We start from the raw sequence: 19,634 nt of genomic DNA on the forward strand, positions 1-19,634 counted from the left end.
GGTCAAGGTGCGCTGTTAAGAGCGAAAAAAGCTCTGAGGCGCAATGTCTACTCTGCTATCTTGGGTGATCAATAAGTTGGCTTTATGCCCTATAGAGGCAAATTGATCCCCATCCCATTTCACACCACACCCTTCAGGCAATGCTAAAACGGTTTCGGTTGGATTCATGTAATGGAATTCTTCTAACCGTTCAGATCTTGATTCACCATTATGGCCGTCGATCGTTTGATCGGTAAAATGCGGATTCAAATGAACAGGAACAAGCTTCAAAGCATCGAATGATTGTGGTTGGCAAATTGGCATGTCATTGGTGGTTTTTATCGACAATCCCGCCACATTAGCGCCAGCACTCCACCCAATATAAGGGGTTCCGCTGGTCACTCTTTCTTGTATAGCCTTTATCAACCCGTGTTCTTCTAACGCAGCAAGTAAGGCGAAGGTATTACCTCCTCCCACCAAAATTGCCTTTGCGTTATGTACCGCCTGAATCGGGTCCGCAGCGTGATGAATGGAGGCAATCTTGTACCCAGTGGAAGCCATGGCATTGGCGACTTTTTCCTCGTAGGCGTCATAGCCGCCTTTTGTGCCAGCGTAAGGGATAAATAAAATCTCGTCGGTTTTATTACCAATAAAGTCCGTTATGAAAGGCAATGTGTGCTCAAGGTAAGGGGTTGCTCCGAGCTTTGAGCTGCTCAATAAAAGAACCTGCATTTTAAGCTTCCCTATTCGTTACGTTGTTTTGAAACTCGATTAACACTTGCTTATAGGTCTCTAAGTCTTTGGCTTTGTGAGTGCTGCAAGCAACCGTACGTAAAATTTGATGCCTTGGCTCGGATGGGTATTTGAAATAAGGAATCAAGAGACCCGCATCCTTAAAAGCCTCACTCAGTTTTTGCGCTTGAAACTCATCGGCCATGGCTAAGGCAACCACGGGTGAATCTTCTGTTACAACAGCAATGCCTGCGGATTTGGCCGCCGCTCTCATCGCTTTAGCGTCCTCTGCAAGGGCTTCTCTTAGTTGCGGCTCTGAGACAATGATATCAATCGACTTTGAACACGCAGATGCAATGGCGGGCGCTGTGATGGCGGTACCTCGACACAATGGGCTTCGAAGGCATTTGGCGATCCAATCCGCTGAACCAACAATAAAACCACCCGTACAACCTAGGGCTTTACTCATGCTGCCCATGATAATGGCATCGCCTGGCTGTAAGCCACACGCTTGCGCAACACCGCGGCCAGTTTGTCCATTGGCAAATACCCCATGGGCATCGTCTATAAACAACTTTGCGTGGTATTTCTCACAAAGTTCCGCCATGGCTTTTAGGTCTGGAATTTCACCACTGATACCAAAAATCCCATCGGTTGCCACAACGATACGCTTATCCGAGTTAGCACGTAGCTTTTCTTCAAGGTCATTAAGGTCAAGGTGTTTGTAAGACTGGAATCCTAGCGAAGCGCCGCGAATACCAAGCATCATGTTGGCGTGGGCGTTTATGTCACATAACACATGGTCATAACCCATCTCAGCGGCCGCATGGAAAAAAACAGGCCCACCATGATAACCCGCCCCCAAAATGACGGCTTTTTCTTCACCATAAAAAGCGGCTAATTTTTCTTCCAGCTCAACATGGATGTCACGTAACCCATAAGAAAACCGTGAAGACATTGGGCTAATTCCATATTGCCTAACCGCATCGACGACAGATTCAATCAGGCGATTATCGTTCGCTAGGCCTAAGTAATCATTTCCAGAAAAAGGCGTTAGTTTCATATTAGGTAAGGTATCTCTCTAGATTAAAGTGTTTTTTAAATTCAGGTGCTTTTTAAAACAAAGTGAGAACGATACACGGCGTTTCTAAGGTGGTTAGATCGCCGTATATCGCTTCAAGCATGCTATTAACAATGATTGTTATGGTAAGAATTTATTTACTTGCTCGTGGGTCAATCTCTTCACTCAGCCAATCTGCTAACAAATTCAAGCTGAAAATGATGCTCATCAAGACGATGCCGGGGCAAAGGATCAAGTACCATAATCCCGCGTAAATGAAGTCCTTTCCTTGGGCGATCATCATGCCTAAAGAAGGCTCGGTTATCGGCACACCAATACCAAGGAAACTCAACGTCGCTTCCAACATAATGACCACACCAAAATCAATCGCCGCGATAACAAACAAAGGGGCAAACGCATTAGGCACAATGTGTTTAATGGCGATACGGAAGTTAGACGCGCCAATGGCTCTTGCCCCCGTCACATAGTCTTCTTCTTTCACCACTAAAACAGATGAACGCATTGTGCGCGCATATTGCACCCAGCCACCAATAGAGATAGCGCAGATGACCAGCAGCATACTACTGCCTTGAAAAAGCCCTAAAAATAACATGGCGATTAGCGTGGTAGAGAAAGAAAGAATCGAATCCCCCATGCGCATAATGATTGTGTCTAACCAACCACCATAAAAACCCGCAATGAGCCCGACAAAGCCACCGATGATAGAAGTTAAAAACACCACGCTCACACCGACAATTAAAGAAGTTCGACTACCGTAAAGAATGGTACTCAAAATATCTCGACCTTGTACGTCTGTGCCTAAGTAAAAAGGCGCTTGCCCACCTTCTGCCCAAATAGGCGGAAGTAGCGAGTTATCCATACTCAAGCTTAAAAGATCATAAGGATTTTGAGGGGCAAGCCATGGCGCAAATAAGGCACCTAAAAACACCAGCGTTAATATTCCAGCACCGAAAACAGCCAGTTTGCGACGCAGGAAACGGCGTAATAACTTCCGCCCAGGGGATGCAGGAGCGGCAATCGAATTAGTCATAACGGATCCTCGGATTGAGAAAGGCATAAGTAATATCAACGAGCGTGTTGAGAATCACGATAAGGGTTGCGATTAAGATGATGTAGGTTGAAACGATAGGAAAATCGTTATCAAAAATCGCCGACAGTAATAAGTTGCCCGTACCCGGCCACTGAAAGATTTTCTCGGTCACAATCGAAAAGCCGACCAACTGACCAAACTGCAAACCAATAATGGTGATAACAGGAATCATCACATTACGTAATGCGTGCTTAAACAAGATAGGAAAACGGCTAAGCCCTTTTGCCCTAGCGGTACGGATATAATTTGAACGCAACGCTTCTTGCATACCGCTTCGAGTTAGACGGAACAACAAAGCAAGTTGTAAAAGCCCAAGGGTTAAAGCAGGTAACACTAAATGTTTGAGACCATCCCATGTAAGGAAGCCCGTTTCCCAACCCCAAGGTAATGTGATGAGTTCGCCTCGACCAAAAGGAGGGAAAATCGGAAACTCAACGGCAAAAAATAAAATCAGTAAGATACCCACGGCGAAAGTCGGCAAAGAGATACCAAACAATGACCCAACCACAGAGAATTTACTGAGTAGCGCACGAGGGAAAGCGGCAACCAAAACCCCCAATAAAACGCCAAATACGATGGCGATCACTTGTGCTGCGATGGCCAGCTCTATTGTCGCGGGTAAGCGTTGAAGAACAAGCTCTAACGCGGGTAAACGAGTCACATAAGAAATACCAAAGTTACCTTGCAACGCATTCGTTATAAAGTTGAAGTATTGAATATAAATAGAACGATCTAGGCCTAACGATACCCGTATGGCTTCAATCTCGGCTTGAGTCGCATATTGCCCTGCCATAGCAATGGCTGGATCACCAAGAAATTGAAAGATAATAAAGCCGAAAAAGGAAACGATAAACAGAACAACCATTCCTTGCATTATTCGCTTAGAGACGTATCGCCACATTGATAAAGCCTTTATTAGGAGATGAATAAAAGACTCCAGTAAATGTTTACCGGAGTCTAATTGTACTGATAGAAATGTCGCTTATTTACTTGTCACTTCTTTGAAAACCAACCATGTGTCTGGACGTGGTTTGAAATCAAATTTCGCGTTTTTAGTAATCGCATAAACATCCATTTGGTAATGGAGAGGGATAAGAGCAAAGCTTTCTTGAGACGCTAAGTTAAGTGCTTGCAACGCTTTTTCACGCTTCGCAACATCAATGATTTTAGCGGAATCTCTGATCATTTTATCGAGTTTGGCATTTGAGTAAGCCGCGCCGTTCCAACCACCTGTCCCTTTTTCGCTATCAACCGATGTCACTAGTTTGTCGAAAGAACGACCATAGTCATAAGAGCCATCGAACCAACCTAACAGGTAGAACTCTAGTTTGTTTTCTTGCAGTTCTTTAAACACGATAGATTTAGGCTTGGCCGCTACGTTTACTCGAATCCCTACTTTTGCTAGGTCGGCAGCAACCGCTGCGAGGATTTGCTCATCTTGGATATAACGGTCATTCGGTCCTGTTAACGTGATCTCAAAACCATCCGCGTAACCCGCTTCTTTTAATAAAGCTTTCGCTTTACTTGGGTTAAATACTGGTCTTTTAATGTCAGGGTTGTAACCAATTGTCGCAGGATCTGGAACCTGAGCAGCAAGGCTTGCGGCACCAAACATTACCTTATCAATAATTTGTTCTTCGTTGATTGCTATGCTGATCGCTTCACGTACACGTACATCAGAACCTGGCTGGCCTTCTGCATTAGACAAACCAAGGAAGATAGAACGACGAGCCGGTGTTTTTAGTACGTCGATCTTTTTATTTCTCTCGATCACCTTGATAGAAGAAACAGGCACATCTTGTAAAATATCGACAGAACCACTCATGATAGAAGCAAGTGCCGTTGATGCTTCCGTCACTGGTCGGATCGTTACCTTGTCCATCGCCGGAGCACCGCCCCAGTAATCTTCATTCGCAGCAAGAGCAACATGAGAACCTTTAATCCACTCAGCTAATTCATAAGCGCCGGTACCTATTGGATTTTGGCCAACATCGCCAGGTGAACGGTCTTGCGTAGACTCTTTATCCATCATAAAGATTTGTGGCAAGTTTTGAGAGAAAAACGCCACTGGCTGGTGTGTTTTGATATCAATAACCCATGGGTTACCTGCTAACGGCTCGATAGAAGCAATTTGAGCACCAAAGTTCACAAAGTTTGAGATTTCAGGATTGGTTAAGCGGTTAAAAGTAAACAACACATCATCAACCGTAAAGTCATTACCATTATGAAACTTCACACCCTGACGTAGGGTAAAACGCCACGTAAGTGCATCAATACGTTCCCAATCGGTTGCTAAAGAAGGGATAAGTTTACCATCTGAATTTCGTTGCAATAGGCCGTCGAAAATATTGGCCATCACACTCAAGTTTGAATCTGAACCAGAGCCATTAGGTTCCATTGTGGCCACATCGGAAGAAACACCCACCGTAATGTCAGAAGCAATGGCTGTTGAGGCGCAAGCAGTAAAAGCAAACATCGCTGTTACTGCTCCTTTTAATAGCGTTAATTTTTGCATTTTGTTTCCTTTGTAATATTTAGAATGTGTGACAATTAATTACATTGTAATATTTATTATTGAATAATAATCATATATAGCTATTATGAGGGAGTCAATATGACCAATAGGATTCCTTTTTAAAGAAATAAACTAAGAAAAACGAAGAAGGAAACGAAGGAAATGCCTACTTAATTTCCTTGGCTATTTGAAAAAGAATTTGAACGAATTGACTGTCTATCTTGAAGTGGATTCACCGTCGTAATAAGAAGCTAAACGATCAAGAGATGATATGGTCGTTATAAAAATGATTATCTAAGTGGTTTGCTATGTTTACTCTAATTAAAAATGCCAATGTCTACGCACCTACCGCCATCGGAATAAAAGACATTCTAGTGGCTGCGGGTAAGATTGTTAAAATCGAAAATCACATATCAGCGGATGCTCTGCCTGATATTGATGTCATAGACATGCAAGAAAAAACATTGATCCCAGGTTTTATTGACGGCCATGTGCATTTGATCGGTGGTGGCGGTGAAGGCGGTTTTCACACAAGAACACCTGAAGCACTCTTGAGCGACTTAACCCTTGCTGGCATTACAACGGTAGTGGGGTTGCTAGGAACAGATGGCGCAACTCGCCACAGTGAAAGTCTATTTGCCAAAGTGAAGGCACTGACGACAGAAGGGATCAGCAGTTACATGTTTACTGGTGGGTACAAAATCCCAACCAACACCATCACGGACTCTATTCAAAACGACATTATCTTTATCGACCCAGTTATCGGTTTAAAAACCGCTTTATCAGACCATCGCTCTTCACAACCTACTGTCGATGAGCTGGCTCGTATGGCGTCAGAGGCTCGCATTGCTGGGCTTGTATCAGGAAAGTGCGGGCGCATTGTCGTTCATATGGGTAACTCACCAAAAGGTTTCGACCCACTATTTGAGTTGATCGAAAAATCCGACATCCCTATTTCTCAATTTATACCGACACATGTGAATCGTACAAAGCACTTGGCAGAACAAGGTATGGAATGGTTGAAAAAAGGCGGTTATATCGACCTTACCTCAGGTGTTGACCCTGATTTGGGGGCAAGAGGCAGTATCAAAACATCCAGCTTTTTCAAGCAATGCAAAATCAATGGCCTCGACACTAGCAAAGTTTGCATTAGCTCTGACGGAAACGGCTCTATTCCTGTGTTTGATGAGAATCGAGCACTTGTCGGTATTGAGGTTGCTGGGTTTGGGTCATTACTCGACCAATTTAAAGCCATGATTCATATAGAGAATTTATCCATAACAGAAGCACTTGCTCCATTGACCTTATCCCCTGCAAACATGCTTGGTTTGGCGTCAACAAAAGGCAGCATTGCCGTTGGGAAAGATGCTGACTTCTTAATTCTTAATGAAGACTTAAGCATAGAACACACCTTTGCAAAGGGTATTTGCCATGTGAAAGCAGGCATTGCGCAAATCAAAGGGACTTTTGAGAAGTAAGATTTTTGAGAAGTAATGTTCTTAAAAAATAATAGTTTTGAGAAGTAATGTTTTTGATAAACCGTTTTTCAATTTAAGCAAACTAACAGAAAGGAACGTTTTTAATGTCATCTTTGTTAAGTGTTAATAATTTATCTGTCTCTTTTAATACGAACGACGGTATATTTGATGCCGTAAAAAACATTAGTTTCTCTCTAGAAAAGGGCGAAACCCTTGCCATCGTAGGCGAATCTGGCTCAGGCAAATCCGTATCAAGCAGTGCCATCATGCGTATTTTGCCGCCTAACGGTATCATCTCTAAAGAGTCCGACATTCAATACGACAAGCAACCTCTTCTTAATCTCTCTGAATCTGAGATGCGTGCTTTTCGCGGTAATCGCATCGGCATGATTTTCCAAGAGCCGATGACCTCTCTTAACCCTTATTTACGCGTCGGCACACAGGTCGCAGAAGCGGTCATGACACATCAATCGAGTGTGAATAAAAAGCAGGCCAAAGCTCGCGTACTCGAGTTGTTTGAGCTGGTACAACTGCCGTCACCCGAGAAAGCCTTCACAAAATATCCCCATGAGTTTTCAGGTGGTCAGTTGCAGCGCATTATGATCGCGATGGCGTTAATCAATGAACCAGACATTCTTATCGCAGACGAACCCACAACCGCTCTGGATGTCACGGTACAAAGCGAAGTACTTGATCTAATAAAAAGCATTCAACAAAAGATTGGCATGGCGATACTTTTTATTACTCATGATTTAGGCGTTGTTAAGCATTTGGCCGATCGAGTCATTGTCATGCGCCTTGGTGAAATCGTTGAAGAAGGCAGTACCGACGATGTTTTCAATAACCCGAAACACGACTACACCGAAATGCTGATTAATTCGATTCCTTCCGGAATGAAAGACCCAAGCGTTACCACGGATAAAGACTTAATCAAAGCCAATGACATTAAAGTTCAATACTTGATTAAGTCGAGTTTCTTGAGCAAAAACAATGTTTACTTCGATGCCGTGAAAGGCATCTCGCTTGACCTAAAACAAGGGGAAACATTGGGTGTTGTCGGTGAATCTGGCTCAGGTAAATCTACTCTAGGGCGAGCATTAATTGGCTTACAACCTAGCACTGGCGAGGTTCATTTTAAAGGCCAAGACATGAGCAAGCTAAGCGATAAAGAAAAGCTTGCTATGAAAAAAGACATTCAAGTGGTGTTCCAAGACCCATACAGCTCACTGCCTCCAAGAATGACGGTGGGCGAAATCGTTTCAGAAGGTTTAATAATTCACTACCCTGAGCTGAATAAAGAACAACGCTTAGCACGAGTTAAAAGCACGCTAGAAGAAGTGCGTTTAGATCCAGCGACCATGACTCGTTATCCCCATGAATTTTCTGGTGGCCAACGTCAACGTATCGCCATTGCTCGAGCACTCATCTTAGAGCCTTCCTTTATTGTTTTGGATGAGCCAACCTCAGCACTTGATCGGTCGGTGCAGCTGACAGTCATAGACTTACTACGTGAAATCCAGAAAAACCATAAGATTGGTTTCTTATTCATTAGCCACGACTTAAGCGTTGTAAAAGCCCTATCGGATCGTGTTTTAGTGATGCGCAATGGTGAAGTATTAGAACAAGGTACCGCTCAGGACATCTTTGAAAAACCACAGCATGATTATACGAAGACTCTTATCAATGCATCGTTTGATTTGGACTTAGCAAAACCAACCGATGCACTGCCTGCCTAAATGTGAGCAGTTGTACTTTAATGGTTCTTGAATTCAAATATAAGCTCTTCTTATTTATCGCTTTTCCAAAGCTTTACACCTTATAAAGTCAGGAGAAATAGTGAAAGATCAATTAGGGCTATGAATAAAAAAATAGCGCCTAAGTTAGACGCTATTTCAGTAAAAGGGGATAGGGCGTTTGGATTACTTTGAGATCGAGAACTTATTGTCGAACTCACGGAGCAAATACAGCACCAGGATCGCTGCTAACATTGGCCACGCTGCGAAAAAGAGAAGGTTTGATGCTCCCCAAGGATCCATATAACGGCCGAATGACACCAAGGTCGAACTCAAGTGCATGATCAAAATGACCAGTGTTACCCAGCGCTTTTGGAAGCCAATCAAGAAGCTCAATATAAGAGCCAACTGCAAGCCGCCCAGCAAATAAGAAACACCTGAGCTTAGCTCCGGAATAGAGTAAAAAACTTTAAACACAATGGCTGCGTGTTCAGGGTTAACAAACTTATCTAATGTCCACATTAACAAGACAATAAATACCCCTAAACGTAACCCTAACAAACTCCACTCTAGTTTCTCTCGTGGTACCGCGACATCATTTTTCATGAATAAAGCCTTCCTTTTAGATATCCAATTTAAGAGGTGACAATTATAGAGGGATCAAAAGCATGTAAGTTGCTTATTAAAACCTCTATAAATCACCTCAAGAAAGGTTTCATGATAAAAATAAAAGGAGATCGAAACAATTAGCCACAATCCATATGAACATTCTTATCTTGTTCAAGAGTTTGTGAACAAATTGATACTAAAAAGGAAAAATATGTCATATACATATTCAGCTATATCAAAGTGAGTTGAAATATTAATGATCGGTTGTCAAGACACGTAGCGCCACTCCCGCCGCCGATGTTCGATTTTCAACGCCCAACTTTGGAAAGATTTGCTCTAAGTGTTTATTCACAGTGCGAGGGCTCATTTCTAAAATCTCAGCGATCTCCCGATTGGTTTTGCCATTAGCAATCCAATGAAGTACTTCAGACTCTCTGTCTGTCAGGCTAAGCTCAAGCTTAAGACGAGCTGGCCCTGTTGGTTTGTCACCGTCTTCTAATTTAAATAAAAACTCTTTCTGTTCCGTCACTCCCATCATTTTCAACGCCAATGGATAATCCAAACCTTCCAGCGTCAAAACGTGACCAACCTCTGGTTCATGAGCAAGCCAAACACGAATCTGCAAGGCCAATTCAGTATTTTGCCACTCCTGACTGACTCGTGCTTTGGCTAACAAAGCATGAGTTTGTGGTGTCGCCCATGCAATTTGTCCTGTTGTTGTGGCCGTCAGTAGATGCTGGCCCATGCTGTCTAATGCCGATTGAGCATTGTTACTTAATCTTGCATTCGACAAATGAACGCGCATACGAGCGATCAATTCATTGGGTTGGATCGGCTTAGTAAGATAATCCACACCTCCCGCCTCCAGACCTCGCACTATGTCATTGGTGTCGCTCAAACCTGTCATAAAAATCACAGGAATAGAGGCCAAACTCGGATCGGCTTTTAAGGCCATACAAGTCTCGAAGCCATCCATATGAGGCATAATAGCATCCAATAAAATGATGTCTGGTCGAATTCGTTTCGCTATGGTTAAGGCTTGCTTTCCTTCAAGTGCTACCAGAACATCCATATTCGCCGCTTCCAAAGTATCGTGAATCAAACTCAGCGCATCTGGCGAGTCGTCCACTACTAATACAATGTCGCTTTTACTATTGGCTTTCATTATCGATCTCAAGTTTCACATAAATTTATAGCGAATGGCGTTTAACATATTGCACAATGCCATCAAACTGGAAGCTATCATAAAGGCTTTCTAATTGCTGCAAATGAGCTTGCGAGACTATCTCACGGCCTCGTAATTGATCCAACACACCTCGTACGCCTTTTTTGTAGCCCATTTCTGCAAATGCCATAAGCTCTCGCACGCTTTCATGGTCAGGAATACTCTGCGCTGCAAACTCTTGGGTATTTAAAGAGGCATCATCCCCTATGGCTGTGCGTGAATGAGCGCCATAAAATGCCGTATTTTGAATTGCCTGCTGCTCTGTGACTTCCTGATAATCCCAGTCCAGATTCAGCCAAGTTTTCATAGTTTCCAATAAAATACTGTTGTTGATTGGCTTCACCAAATACTGATTAAACACCGCTTGCTCATCCGGTTTACGAAGATCCTCTTGCGCATCGGCAGATAACATCACAATCGGTGCGCTAACGCCTTGATCACGAAGCTTCTTCGCTAAGGTCAAACCATCCATTTCAGGCATAGACACGTCCAGAATAAAAAGATCTGGCGACACCGAATGCATTTTATTCAAACAATCCAAACCATCATGCGCTTCTAAAACAATAAAACCAATCGGCGACAAAATATCAGACAACAAACCTCGCACAACAGGATCGTCGTCCACCACCATAATGTTCCGTTGGTAACCGCCATAGCTCACGATGCGCTTATTCTCAGGCACACAAAAGTCCCCTTGGCTCACCCAAGGCAACATCAAACTCACCGTAAACTCACTGCCTTCACCGACCACAGATTCGGCTTGCAAATCCCCACCCATGATTTCAGTAAGCAACTTAACAATCGTGAGGCCCAAACCAGTGCCAGGAAGATTTCCGGTACTGATATCGCGAACTCGTTCAAAAGGATCAAACACATGTTGCAAGTCTTCATCCTTAATACCGATGCCTGTGTCACGTATCACAAATTCCGCCACCTGATTACGGTAATTCACTTCAAACAATACCGCACCTTGCGGCGTATATTTCACCGCATTCGACAACAAATTAATCAGAATCTGACGCAATCTCTTCTCATCTGTCACCACATGCTGAGGCAAAGGCGCAAGGATTTTCGATTGGAATTGGATGCCTTTTGCCCGCGCCTGCATCGCAAACATACTGTTTAGTTGATCAATTAACTTAGGCAAATCCACAGTGTTTCGATAAAGATCAAAACGCCCCGCTTCTATTTTGGAAATATCCAACAACCCTTCAATTAAATCTGCCAAATACACACCACTACGCTGGATAATATCCAAACCATTTTGATGCCCTGAAGGCGTATTTTCTTTTTCCGACAAAAGCTGCGCATAACCTATTATCGACTGTAATGGCGTACGCAATTCATGGCTAATGCCGGTTAAGTAGCGGCTTTTCGCATCATTGGCTTTTTCAGCTTGTTCTTTCGCATCCTGCAATGCCATGTCTGTTTCTTGGTGAGCGTCAATTTCTCGCACCAATTTTCGAGTCTGACGATTAGACTCTTTCTGCGCCACCACACGACTCTCATGAGCCAATAAAAAGAGCCAAGACAAAACACCAGAGACAATTAATAGAATAAAAAACAACGCCCACATGGTGTCTTGTAACAAAAGTTTTTCTGTCGCCAGATCGGGGGCCATTTGCCGATAAATCAACATCATCAAAGCGCCATTGATCAAATTGATCAAAGTAAGCAGAGACAAAAAAGCGCCAAATCGAGACTTTAGCCCTCTCACCAAACTTTTCGGCAAAAACAACTTAAAGAAGTAATCACTTTGCTTACCTATATTGGCTTGTGGCTTACAACTATCCAAACAGCGCACATCCAAAGAACAACACAATGAACAAATCGGCTGTAAGTAAGCGGAGCAATAGCTCATGTCTTCGGATTCAAAACGGTTCTGGCAAATACCACAGGTTAACATCACATAATTCGACTGTGGGGTTTTCGCCGCCTCAATCAAAGGAATCAACTCAGGGCTTTGTCTCGCAATGTAATATTTTCCCTTGGTGTACCACGCAATCAGCGGTACCAGAACAAAACAGCTAGCAAGGGAAATAAAGTGACACAAACTTTTCGCCACCTCACCAAACACGCCCAAATAACTGACCAAGCCCAAAACAGTTGCAAACAACATAGACCCTGTACCAACAGGATTTATGTCGTACAAATGCGCCCTTTTGAACTCCACATAATTAGGACTTAATCCTAAAGGCTTATTAATCAATAAATCCGCTGACAAACTGCCCAGCCAGCTCACCGCACTGATGGCAAAAACACCCAATATGGCACCGAGTGCTTGATAAATCCCCAGCTCCATTAACAACAAAGCAATAGTGACATTAAACACTAACCACACCACTCGTCCCGGATGCGAATGAGTTAACCGAGAAAAGAAATTCGACCAAGCAATGGAGCCTGCATAAGCGTTGGTGAGATTGATCTTCATCTGACAAATAAAGACAAACACCGCCGCCAACAACAAAGCCGTCGTCGGCGACGAAGTCAAAAAGAAAAAGATGCGCTGATACAAATAGGTTGGATCGGTCGCCTGCACCGCGGTCGCGCCATCAGAAATAGCAAGGTAAGCAAGAAAGGAGCCGAGCAACATCTTCAACGCCCCCATAAACACCCAACCAGGCCCTGCTAAAATCAGCCAAAACCACCAGCGTTTACGATTCGCCTGTGTCTTTTCTGGCAAAAAGCGCAAGTAATCGACCTGTTCACCAATTTGCGCCATCAAAGCAAACAACACAGACGCCGCAGAACCGAATAGAATCCAATCAAAGCTCGCACTATTCGCCATATCGCTTGGCGCATATTGCGTCCAACCTTCAAAGGCCTGATATTCTTGCGTCACCACCACTCCCAACGCAGCAAACTGCAAGACTAGCCAGATCCATTGGGTTGAATGCTGAAAACGACTAATGGCACGAATACCATGGGTTACGATGGGAATAACAAAAAAAGCGGATAAGGCATAACCGATCACCAAAGGAATACCAAGTAACACTTCCATGGCGGAGGCTAGAATCGCCGCCTCAATGGCAAAAAAGATAAAGGTGAAAGACGCATAAATCAGCGACGTAATCGTCGAGCCAAGATACCCAAAACCCGCGCCACGAGTCAGTAAATCAATGTCTAACCCATGTTTCGCTGAATAATAAGCAATTGGAAAACCAGTAACGAAAAACACCGTCAACACAACCAAAATGGCGGCAACCGCATTAGTAAAACCGTAGCCTAAAGTGATAACCGCCGCTAAACCTTCTAACGCCAAGAAGGCGGCAGCGCCAAGCGCAGTATGCCCGACCCGCTCAATACTCATGGTGTGACCTTGCTTGGAAGTGTAACGCAATGCGTAATCTTCCATAGTTTGGTCAGCAACCCACTTATTGTAGTGGCGTCGCACTTTAAAGATTTTCTGCGCAGCGGGCATATTTACTCACAATTAAAAATGAAAACATCAAAGTGAAGGCGAAAAATTACGCAACACTCAATAGCAAGCCTGTCGCAGCAATCATAGAACCACTAATACGAATCATCATAGGTGACGCAAAGCGTGTCATCACTTGCCCTAAACCAAGCCCAAGAGCATGCAAGCCCGCTGTTGCAGAAACAAAACCCAACGCATAGTGAGCGCTGCTTGCATCAATCGGCATTTCTACTCCATGAGCCGCACCGTGGAACAAAGCGAAGCTACCAGCAACCGCCACACAAGTAATAAATGACAAACGCTTAGCAGCGAACACCAAGGTACCTAAAACAATCACAGAAAGCAGAATACCTTGCTCAACAAAAGGCAGATTCAAACCTGCAAGCGCTAAGCCACCACCAGCCAACATAGTCAGCACAAACGCCGTCGGTACAGCCCACAAAGCACGACCTTTCATATTCGATGCCCACAAGCCAATCGCCAACATTGCCAAAAGATGATCTAAGCCACCAAAAGGATGAGACAAACCACTCATGAAACTGGAAGCATGGTCGTGCCCAGGATGTGCAAACGTCATGCAAGAAACCAATAAAAGCGCCGCTGCTGTCATGCCTTTATACATTAATGAAACCATCGTTTTCTCCTAACTATTCTTTTCTTAAATAATCTTTAAACGACTGCTTTTGCAGGCGGTAACTCTTTTGTTTCTAGCATGCCTTCAGCCACAATAAATTGGATAATGTCATCCAAACCTTGCGCTTGCTTCAGGTTAGAAAAAACAAAAGGGCGATCGCCACGCATCATTTTTGCATCACGATCCATGACATCCAATGAAGCGCCTACCAAAGGCGCTAAGTCCGTTTTATTAATGATCAACAAATCCGATTTGGTAATACCCGGCCCGCCTTTACGGGGGATTTTATCCCCTGCCGATACATCGATAACGTAAATGGTTAAGTCGGATAATTCAGGGCTAAAAGTCGCACTCAAGTTATCCCCACCAGACTCCACAAACACCACATCCAACTCACCATGGCGCGCCAATAATTGATCAATCGCCGCCAAGTTCATAGACGCATCTTCACGAATGGCAGTATGAGGACAACCACCTGTTTCAACGCCAACAATGCGATCCGCCTCAAGGGCTTCATGCTCCGTCAGAAACTTCGCGTCTTCTTGAGTGTAAATATCATTCGTCACCACAGCGATGTTGTAATGCTCTCGCATCGCAGAGCATAAAGAGCGCAATAAGGCCGTTTTACCAGAACCAACTGGGCCACCAACGCCAACACGCAATGTTTGCTTTTTCATGTTTTTTATTCCTGTTTTATCTAATTAAAATCTGATCTTGTAAGCTCTAGCTAACGTCACCCTCTCCTTAAAAAAGGGAAACTGGGAGGGTCAAGAGCGAAACAATCTTGAATATTGAGTTTCATGTTGAGCACTGGCAATGGAGATCATAGGTAAACCAGCGCCAATACGTTCTTCGTCTATCTGGGTAGAAAGCTCAATAGCCTGTTGAATCGAGTCTTGTAATTCACCCAGCAATTCCTGCGCTTGGGTCTGCCCAAGTGGCACTAATTTGGTGGCTGCGACCACTTGATTCTCTAACCAAGACCAAGCGAACCCTAATGCCGCCAGTTCGAATTCGATATTCCAATGGTTTGCAGCCAAGGCGAACAAGCTGACAAAGCTGATGTCTTCTGAACGATCAAACGGCGTTTCTATACCTAAGCTCGTCATTAAGCGTAATAAAGCCTCGCCCATGGCCGTGTCATTGAGTCGTAATTCTTTGGTTTCACGACATGCCAATACCAAATCATTCAGCTCGATCAATCGGGTAGAATCTTTTTCCACAGCCGCCAGCATACAAAGACGTAAAATAGGCAAATCCACACGAGCGACTGAGGTTTCCATTTGCAGACCAACCCAATCTGCCACATCTGTTTTCTTTTTCACCCAGCCTTTGTCTATAGCGAATTCCATACCCTGAGAAAAGGCATAACCGCCAACAGGCAAACTCACGCTGCTCAACTGCAACAAACGTAAAACACTAGTGTCCGTGGCTGTGATGACCATGGCTGTAAGCCCCTGATTCTGGATTAAACACAGCGTCTTCGTGAGTCACCACCAAACCAAGCAAATGCAGCATTTCTTCTAATACATGATCTGGCTTGATGCGTAACCAACGTTCGCCTACTTGCACTTTTGTGTGTCGGTTACCAAGGTGATAACAGGCTTTCGCAAAGGTTTCCCAGTCGTCACAACTAGCATGAGCAACACTTTCGACAGCCCCTATTATTTGGATGGTTTTACCGCATTCTGAACGTAAGTATTCGCCCACTAATAGCGGCTTACCACGTTCTAAAAACACACGAATCTCTTCGCCGTTTTCCCCTTCTAGCTTTAAACGGCCACGCTCTCTTTGCTCATGACTTAAGATGACGCTGGTGTAAACCTCATCATGGCAGTGTGTGCCAAGACGAGTGTAAATATCTAACATAAAAGACCTCAAAAACGCCTAACGATGCTGGCTTAAAATAAGTTATAAAGCTGTGCCAAAGGCAATGATTCTGCTGGTTCACACGTTAATAATTCACCATCCGCACGCACCTCATAAGTTTGTGGATCAACCTGAATATCCGGCATCCAATCATTATGAATCATGTCTTTCTTGGCGATATTACGAGTGTTTTTGCACTCTACTAAATTACGCTCTAATCCCAGACTTTCTTTCAGTCCATTATCCAATGCCGCTTTAGAAACAAACGTCACAGACGTAGCGGCAGCGGCCTTACCAAAAGAACCAAACATAGGGCGATAATGCACAGGTTGCGGTGTCGGTATAGACGCATTTGGGTCACCCATTGGCGCATTCGCGATCATGCCGCCTTTGATGATCAAAGAAGGTTTTACCGCGAAAAACGCCGGACTCCACAAAACCAAATCCGCCAACTTCCCTTCTTCAATGGAACCTACTTCATGGCTAATACCATGAGTAATGGCTGGGTTAATGGTGTATTTGGCGATATAACGTTTCGCGCGGAAGTTATCCGCACCCAATTCTTTATCTTCTGGTAACAAGCCAAATTGCTGCTTCATTTTGTGAGCCGTTTGCCAAGTCCGCGTTACCACTTCCCCCACTCGCCCCATGGCTTGAGAATCAGAGGAAATCATCGAGAAAGCACCACGATCATGGAAGATGTCTTCCGCAGCAATGGTTTCTTTACGAATACGAGAATCCGCAAAAGCCACATCCTCTGGAATATTGCTGTCCAAGTGATGACACACCATCAACATGTCTAAATGCTCGTCGACTGTGTTGTGAGTATAAGGTCGCGTTGGATTCGTAGAAGATGGCAACACATTTGAAAAACCCGCCGCGCGAATAATATCTGGCGCATGACCACCGCCCGCGCCTTCTGTGTGATAAGTATGAATTACACGATCTTTAAACGCCGATAACGTGCTGTCTACAAAACCAGACTCGTTCAAGGTATCCGTATGAATTGCCACTTGCACATCGTACTTTTCAGCAACCGACAAACAACAATCAATAGACGCTGGCGTGGTGCCCCAATCTTCATGGAGTTTTAAACCACACGCACCGGCTTCCAATTGTTCTTCCAACGCTTCTGGCAAACTTGCGTTGCCTTTACCAAGAAACCCCAAATTCATCGGCATGTCGTCTGTGGCTTGCAGCATTTTTCCCATATGCCACGGCCCCGGTGTACAAGTGGTTGCTTTGGTGCCTGTCGCTGGGCCAGTTCCGCCGCCAATCATTGTGGTCACGCCAGAGGTCAGCGCCTCTTCAATTTGTTGTGGGCAAATAAAGTGAATGTGCGCGTCAATGCCACCCGCCGTTAAAATACTGCCTTCACCAGCAATCACTTCTGTGCCCGGGCCAACGATAATATCAACGTTATCTTGCACATCGGGATTACCCGCTTTGCCGACTTTGGTAATGCGGCCATTTTTGATGCCCACATCGCCTTTCACAATTCCCCAGTGATCCAATACCAGCGCATTAGTGATGACAGTATCGACCGCAAACTCATTACTGACTTGGCTTTGTCCCATGCCATCACGAATAACTTTACCCCCGCCGAATTTCACTTCATCGCCATAGGTGGTGAAATCTTTTTCCACCTGAATCCAAATATCTGTGTCGCCTAAACGAACTCGATCGCCAGTGGTCGGGCCGAACATTTGTGCGTAGCTTTGTCTGTCCATCGTGGTCATTTCGCAGCCCCCTTATCCAGTGTTCCCATGACATCGCCACGGAATCCATAAATCGTTTTCGTGCCAGCGTATTCCACCAGCTCTACTTCCCGACCTTGGCCCGGTTCAAAGCGAACGGCGGTACCAGAAGCAATATTCAAACGAAAACCTTTGGTAGGCTCACGATCAAACGTTAAAGCCGGATTCACTTCATAAAAATGATAATGAGAGCCAATTTGCACTGGGCGATCACCCATATTTTCAACACGAACTTTAAGCCTTCTGCGGCCTACGTTCAGTTCAATATCACCTTCCGCAACCTGTATTTCACCTGGAATCATGATGTTTCTCCTTCCCTTTTCAGGAATCAAAAAAAGGAACTAATTGATCGGGTTATGGACTGTTACTAACTTAGTACCGTCTGGAAATGTCGCTTCTACTTGTACCTCGTGAATCAAATCCACCACGCCATCCATCACTTGGTCTGCGCTGAGCAAGGTTTTACCGTAACTCATTAATTCCGCTACGGTCTTTCCGTCGCGAGCACCTTCGATAATTTCCATGGTGATGTACGCCATGGCTTCAGGGTAATTGAGCTTAAGCCCTCGATTTAAGCGACGTTCAGCCAACAAGGCAGCTGTAAACACCAATAGTTTGTCTTTTTCTCTTGGAAGCAATTCCATATTGTCACCTTCAGAAACAAAATTAAGTTGCCCAGATTCTAGGCTCACACGCTGTTTTTCCCTTCAGTACTGGGCGAATGTCTCGCCAGCATTGAATAAATAACTGTTTCATTTGCTCAGAATCATCATGCACACTTCGCACCATAATGTATTCGTCTACCAAGCTTGCTCCGCTTAAAGAGACGTGATTCGTACAATGTGTGCGGAGTTTATCAATCAACTCATCATGATTTGCATTTGAGTCAAATGGACCCGCAATCATCAGACCGTTAATTGGGTTACCACCCAAGCCAGCTTTAGCATAAAAAATATCTTGGCTGTCTTTGTCTATCACAAAACGCTCACGCACTTTCAAACGGCCGTTTTGTCGAATTTGAAAACCCTGTTCAGCATACCCCTCTCCAAAACTCGCTTTGTTAGCGGGCAATCCAAAACAAGTAATTTCCCAGCCAATAAACTGAGCGTTTTCTTCTAGATCGATGCAATTTTCAAGTCGGGTATGCGCATTCGGGTAAAGAATGGTTTCCTGTGGAAGCCATTCCATCAGACTATTTCTCCCTACATGTAATTGAGTAATTTGGTGCTGCAAGGTTTTGTCTTCACGAGCCCGATACACTCGTCCAGCACCGGGAGTGGTTATCAGAACATGAGTGTTTTCAGCCAAATTCGCAGTAATCGTTAAACAATCACCTGACACCAAACCACCTGGAGGATGCAATAAATACACATGAGCTGTATCAGCGCCTTCAGGATAAAAGGGCTTTTGTACGTACAAAGGCCCTTTATGATCGCAAGTTTTTAATACTGTACCGCGTGCTGTCTTACTAAAGCCTAAAGTAAGAAAGGCATGCCATTGGGAAACCGTCAAAG

The 19,634-nt window shown here is 44.3% G+C and carries 18 protein-coding genes; 2 read left to right on the forward strand and 16 right to left on the reverse strand.

From position 1 onward, the window contains the following. Window positions 1–15: 15 nt before the first annotated feature. The 5 genes from pepE to ABFY09_RS08785 all read right to left on the reverse strand — a co-directional run bounded on the left by pepE (window position 16) and on the right by ABFY09_RS08785 (window position 5,397). Entirely contained in the window at window positions 16–711 is a 696-nt protein-coding gene (gene pepE, locus ABFY09_RS08765; protein ID WP_347983931.1) for a dipeptidase PepE, read from the reverse strand. 1 nt (window position 712) lies between these two features. Beyond that, entirely contained in the window at window positions 713–1,774 is a 1,062-nt protein-coding gene (locus ABFY09_RS08770; protein ID WP_347983932.1) for a pyridoxal phosphate-dependent aminotransferase family protein, read from the reverse strand. A gap of 151 nt (window positions 1,775–1,925) precedes the next feature. Further along, window positions 1,926–2,822, reverse strand: coding sequence for an ABC transporter permease (locus ABFY09_RS08775; protein WP_347983933.1), 897 nt, complete (start codon window positions 2,820–2,822; stop codon window positions 1,926–1,928). Further along, on the reverse strand, window positions 2,815–3,783 hold the full coding sequence (locus ABFY09_RS08780; protein WP_347983934.1) for an ABC transporter permease: 969 nt from the start codon (window positions 3,781–3,783) through the stop codon (window positions 2,815–2,817). Before ABFY09_RS08780 ends, ABFY09_RS08775 begins: the two co-directional genes overlap by 8 nt. Window positions 3,784–3,864: 81 nt before the next feature. Next, window positions 3,865–5,397, reverse strand: a complete 1,533-nt coding sequence (locus tag ABFY09_RS08785; protein ID WP_347983935.1) for an ABC transporter substrate-binding protein — start codon at window positions 5,395–5,397, stop codon at window positions 3,865–3,867. Between the two features lie 308 nt (window positions 5,398–5,705). Here ABFY09_RS08785 and iadA point away from each other — a divergent pair, with 308 nt between their 5' ends. Together iadA and ABFY09_RS08795 are read left to right on the forward strand one after the other, a co-directional pair. After that, on the forward strand, window positions 5,706–6,875 hold the full coding sequence (gene iadA / locus ABFY09_RS08790) for a beta-aspartyl-peptidase (protein ID WP_347983936.1): 1,170 nt from the start codon (window positions 5,706–5,708) through the stop codon (window positions 6,873–6,875). Window positions 6,876–6,979: 104 nt separating this feature from the next. Next, the gene (locus ABFY09_RS08795; RefSeq protein WP_347983937.1) at window positions 6,980–8,611 is read left to right on the forward strand and encodes an ABC transporter ATP-binding protein; all 1,632 of its coding nucleotides are present in this window, start codon (window positions 6,980–6,982) and stop codon (window positions 8,609–8,611) included. Window positions 8,612–8,794: 183 nt separating this feature from the next. On the opposite strand, the gene ABFY09_RS08800 is transcribed toward ABFY09_RS08795, so the two are convergent. The 11 genes from ABFY09_RS08800 to ABFY09_RS08850 form a co-directional block, all read right to left on the reverse strand. After that, window positions 8,795–9,214 carry a hypothetical protein gene (locus ABFY09_RS08800; protein WP_347983938.1) on the reverse strand — a complete coding sequence of 140 codons (420 nt, stop codon included), beginning with the start codon at window positions 9,212–9,214 and terminating at the stop codon, window positions 8,795–8,797. Window positions 9,215–9,470: 256 nt separating this feature from the next. Beyond that, window positions 9,471–10,382 carry a response regulator transcription factor gene (locus tag ABFY09_RS08805; RefSeq protein ID WP_347983939.1) on the reverse strand — a complete coding sequence of 304 codons (912 nt, stop codon included), beginning with the start codon at window positions 10,380–10,382 and terminating at the stop codon, window positions 9,471–9,473. A gap of 25 nt (window positions 10,383–10,407) precedes the next feature. Then, entirely contained in the window at window positions 10,408–13,863 is a 3,456-nt protein-coding gene (locus ABFY09_RS08810) for an ATP-binding protein (protein ID WP_347983940.1), read from the reverse strand. 46 nt (window positions 13,864–13,909) lie between these two features. Next, window positions 13,910–14,494, reverse strand: coding sequence for a HupE/UreJ family protein (locus tag ABFY09_RS08815; RefSeq protein ID WP_347983941.1), 585 nt, complete (start codon window positions 14,492–14,494; stop codon window positions 13,910–13,912). Window positions 14,495–14,529: 35 nt separating this feature from the next. After that, window positions 14,530–15,171, reverse strand: coding sequence for an urease accessory protein UreG (gene ureG, locus ABFY09_RS08820; RefSeq protein WP_347983942.1), 642 nt, complete (start codon window positions 15,169–15,171; stop codon window positions 14,530–14,532). A 90-nt stretch (window positions 15,172–15,261) separates the two neighbouring features. Next, window positions 15,262–15,939: an urease accessory UreF family protein gene (locus ABFY09_RS08825; protein ID WP_347983943.1), complete on the reverse strand. Its 678-nt coding sequence runs from the start codon at window positions 15,937–15,939 to the stop codon at window positions 15,262–15,264. Continuing rightward, a complete protein-coding gene (ureE, locus tag ABFY09_RS08830) occupies window positions 15,914–16,363 on the reverse strand; it encodes an urease accessory protein UreE (protein ID WP_347983944.1) in 450 nt (149 codons plus the stop codon). Before ureE ends, ABFY09_RS08825 begins: the two co-directional genes overlap by 26 nt. A gap of 32 nt (window positions 16,364–16,395) precedes the next feature. Beyond that, window positions 16,396–18,102 (reverse strand): urease subunit alpha, encoded by a 1,707-nt coding sequence (gene ureC / locus ABFY09_RS08835; RefSeq protein ID WP_347983945.1) that lies wholly within the window; start codon window positions 18,100–18,102, stop codon window positions 16,396–16,398. Beyond that, window positions 18,099–18,422, reverse strand: coding sequence for an urease subunit beta (locus ABFY09_RS08840; RefSeq protein ID WP_347983946.1), 324 nt, complete (start codon window positions 18,420–18,422; stop codon window positions 18,099–18,101). The genes ureC and ABFY09_RS08840 overlap by 4 nt, the downstream gene beginning before the upstream one ends. 39 nt (window positions 18,423–18,461) lie before the next feature. Further along, window positions 18,462–18,764, reverse strand: a complete 303-nt coding sequence (locus ABFY09_RS08845; RefSeq protein WP_067013674.1) for an urease subunit gamma — start codon at window positions 18,762–18,764, stop codon at window positions 18,462–18,464. A 22-nt stretch (window positions 18,765–18,786) separates the two neighbouring features. Then, window positions 18,787–19,632 carry an urease accessory protein UreD gene (locus tag ABFY09_RS08850; RefSeq protein ID WP_347983947.1) on the reverse strand — a complete coding sequence of 282 codons (846 nt, stop codon included), beginning with the start codon at window positions 19,630–19,632 and terminating at the stop codon, window positions 18,787–18,789. Between the last annotated feature and the right edge of the window lie 2 nt (window positions 19,633–19,634).

This window comes from Marinomonas sp. 5E14-1 (assembly GCF_039939215.1).
In the GTDB taxonomy this organism is placed as follows: Bacteria; Pseudomonadota; Gammaproteobacteria; order Pseudomonadales; family Marinomonadaceae; genus Marinomonas.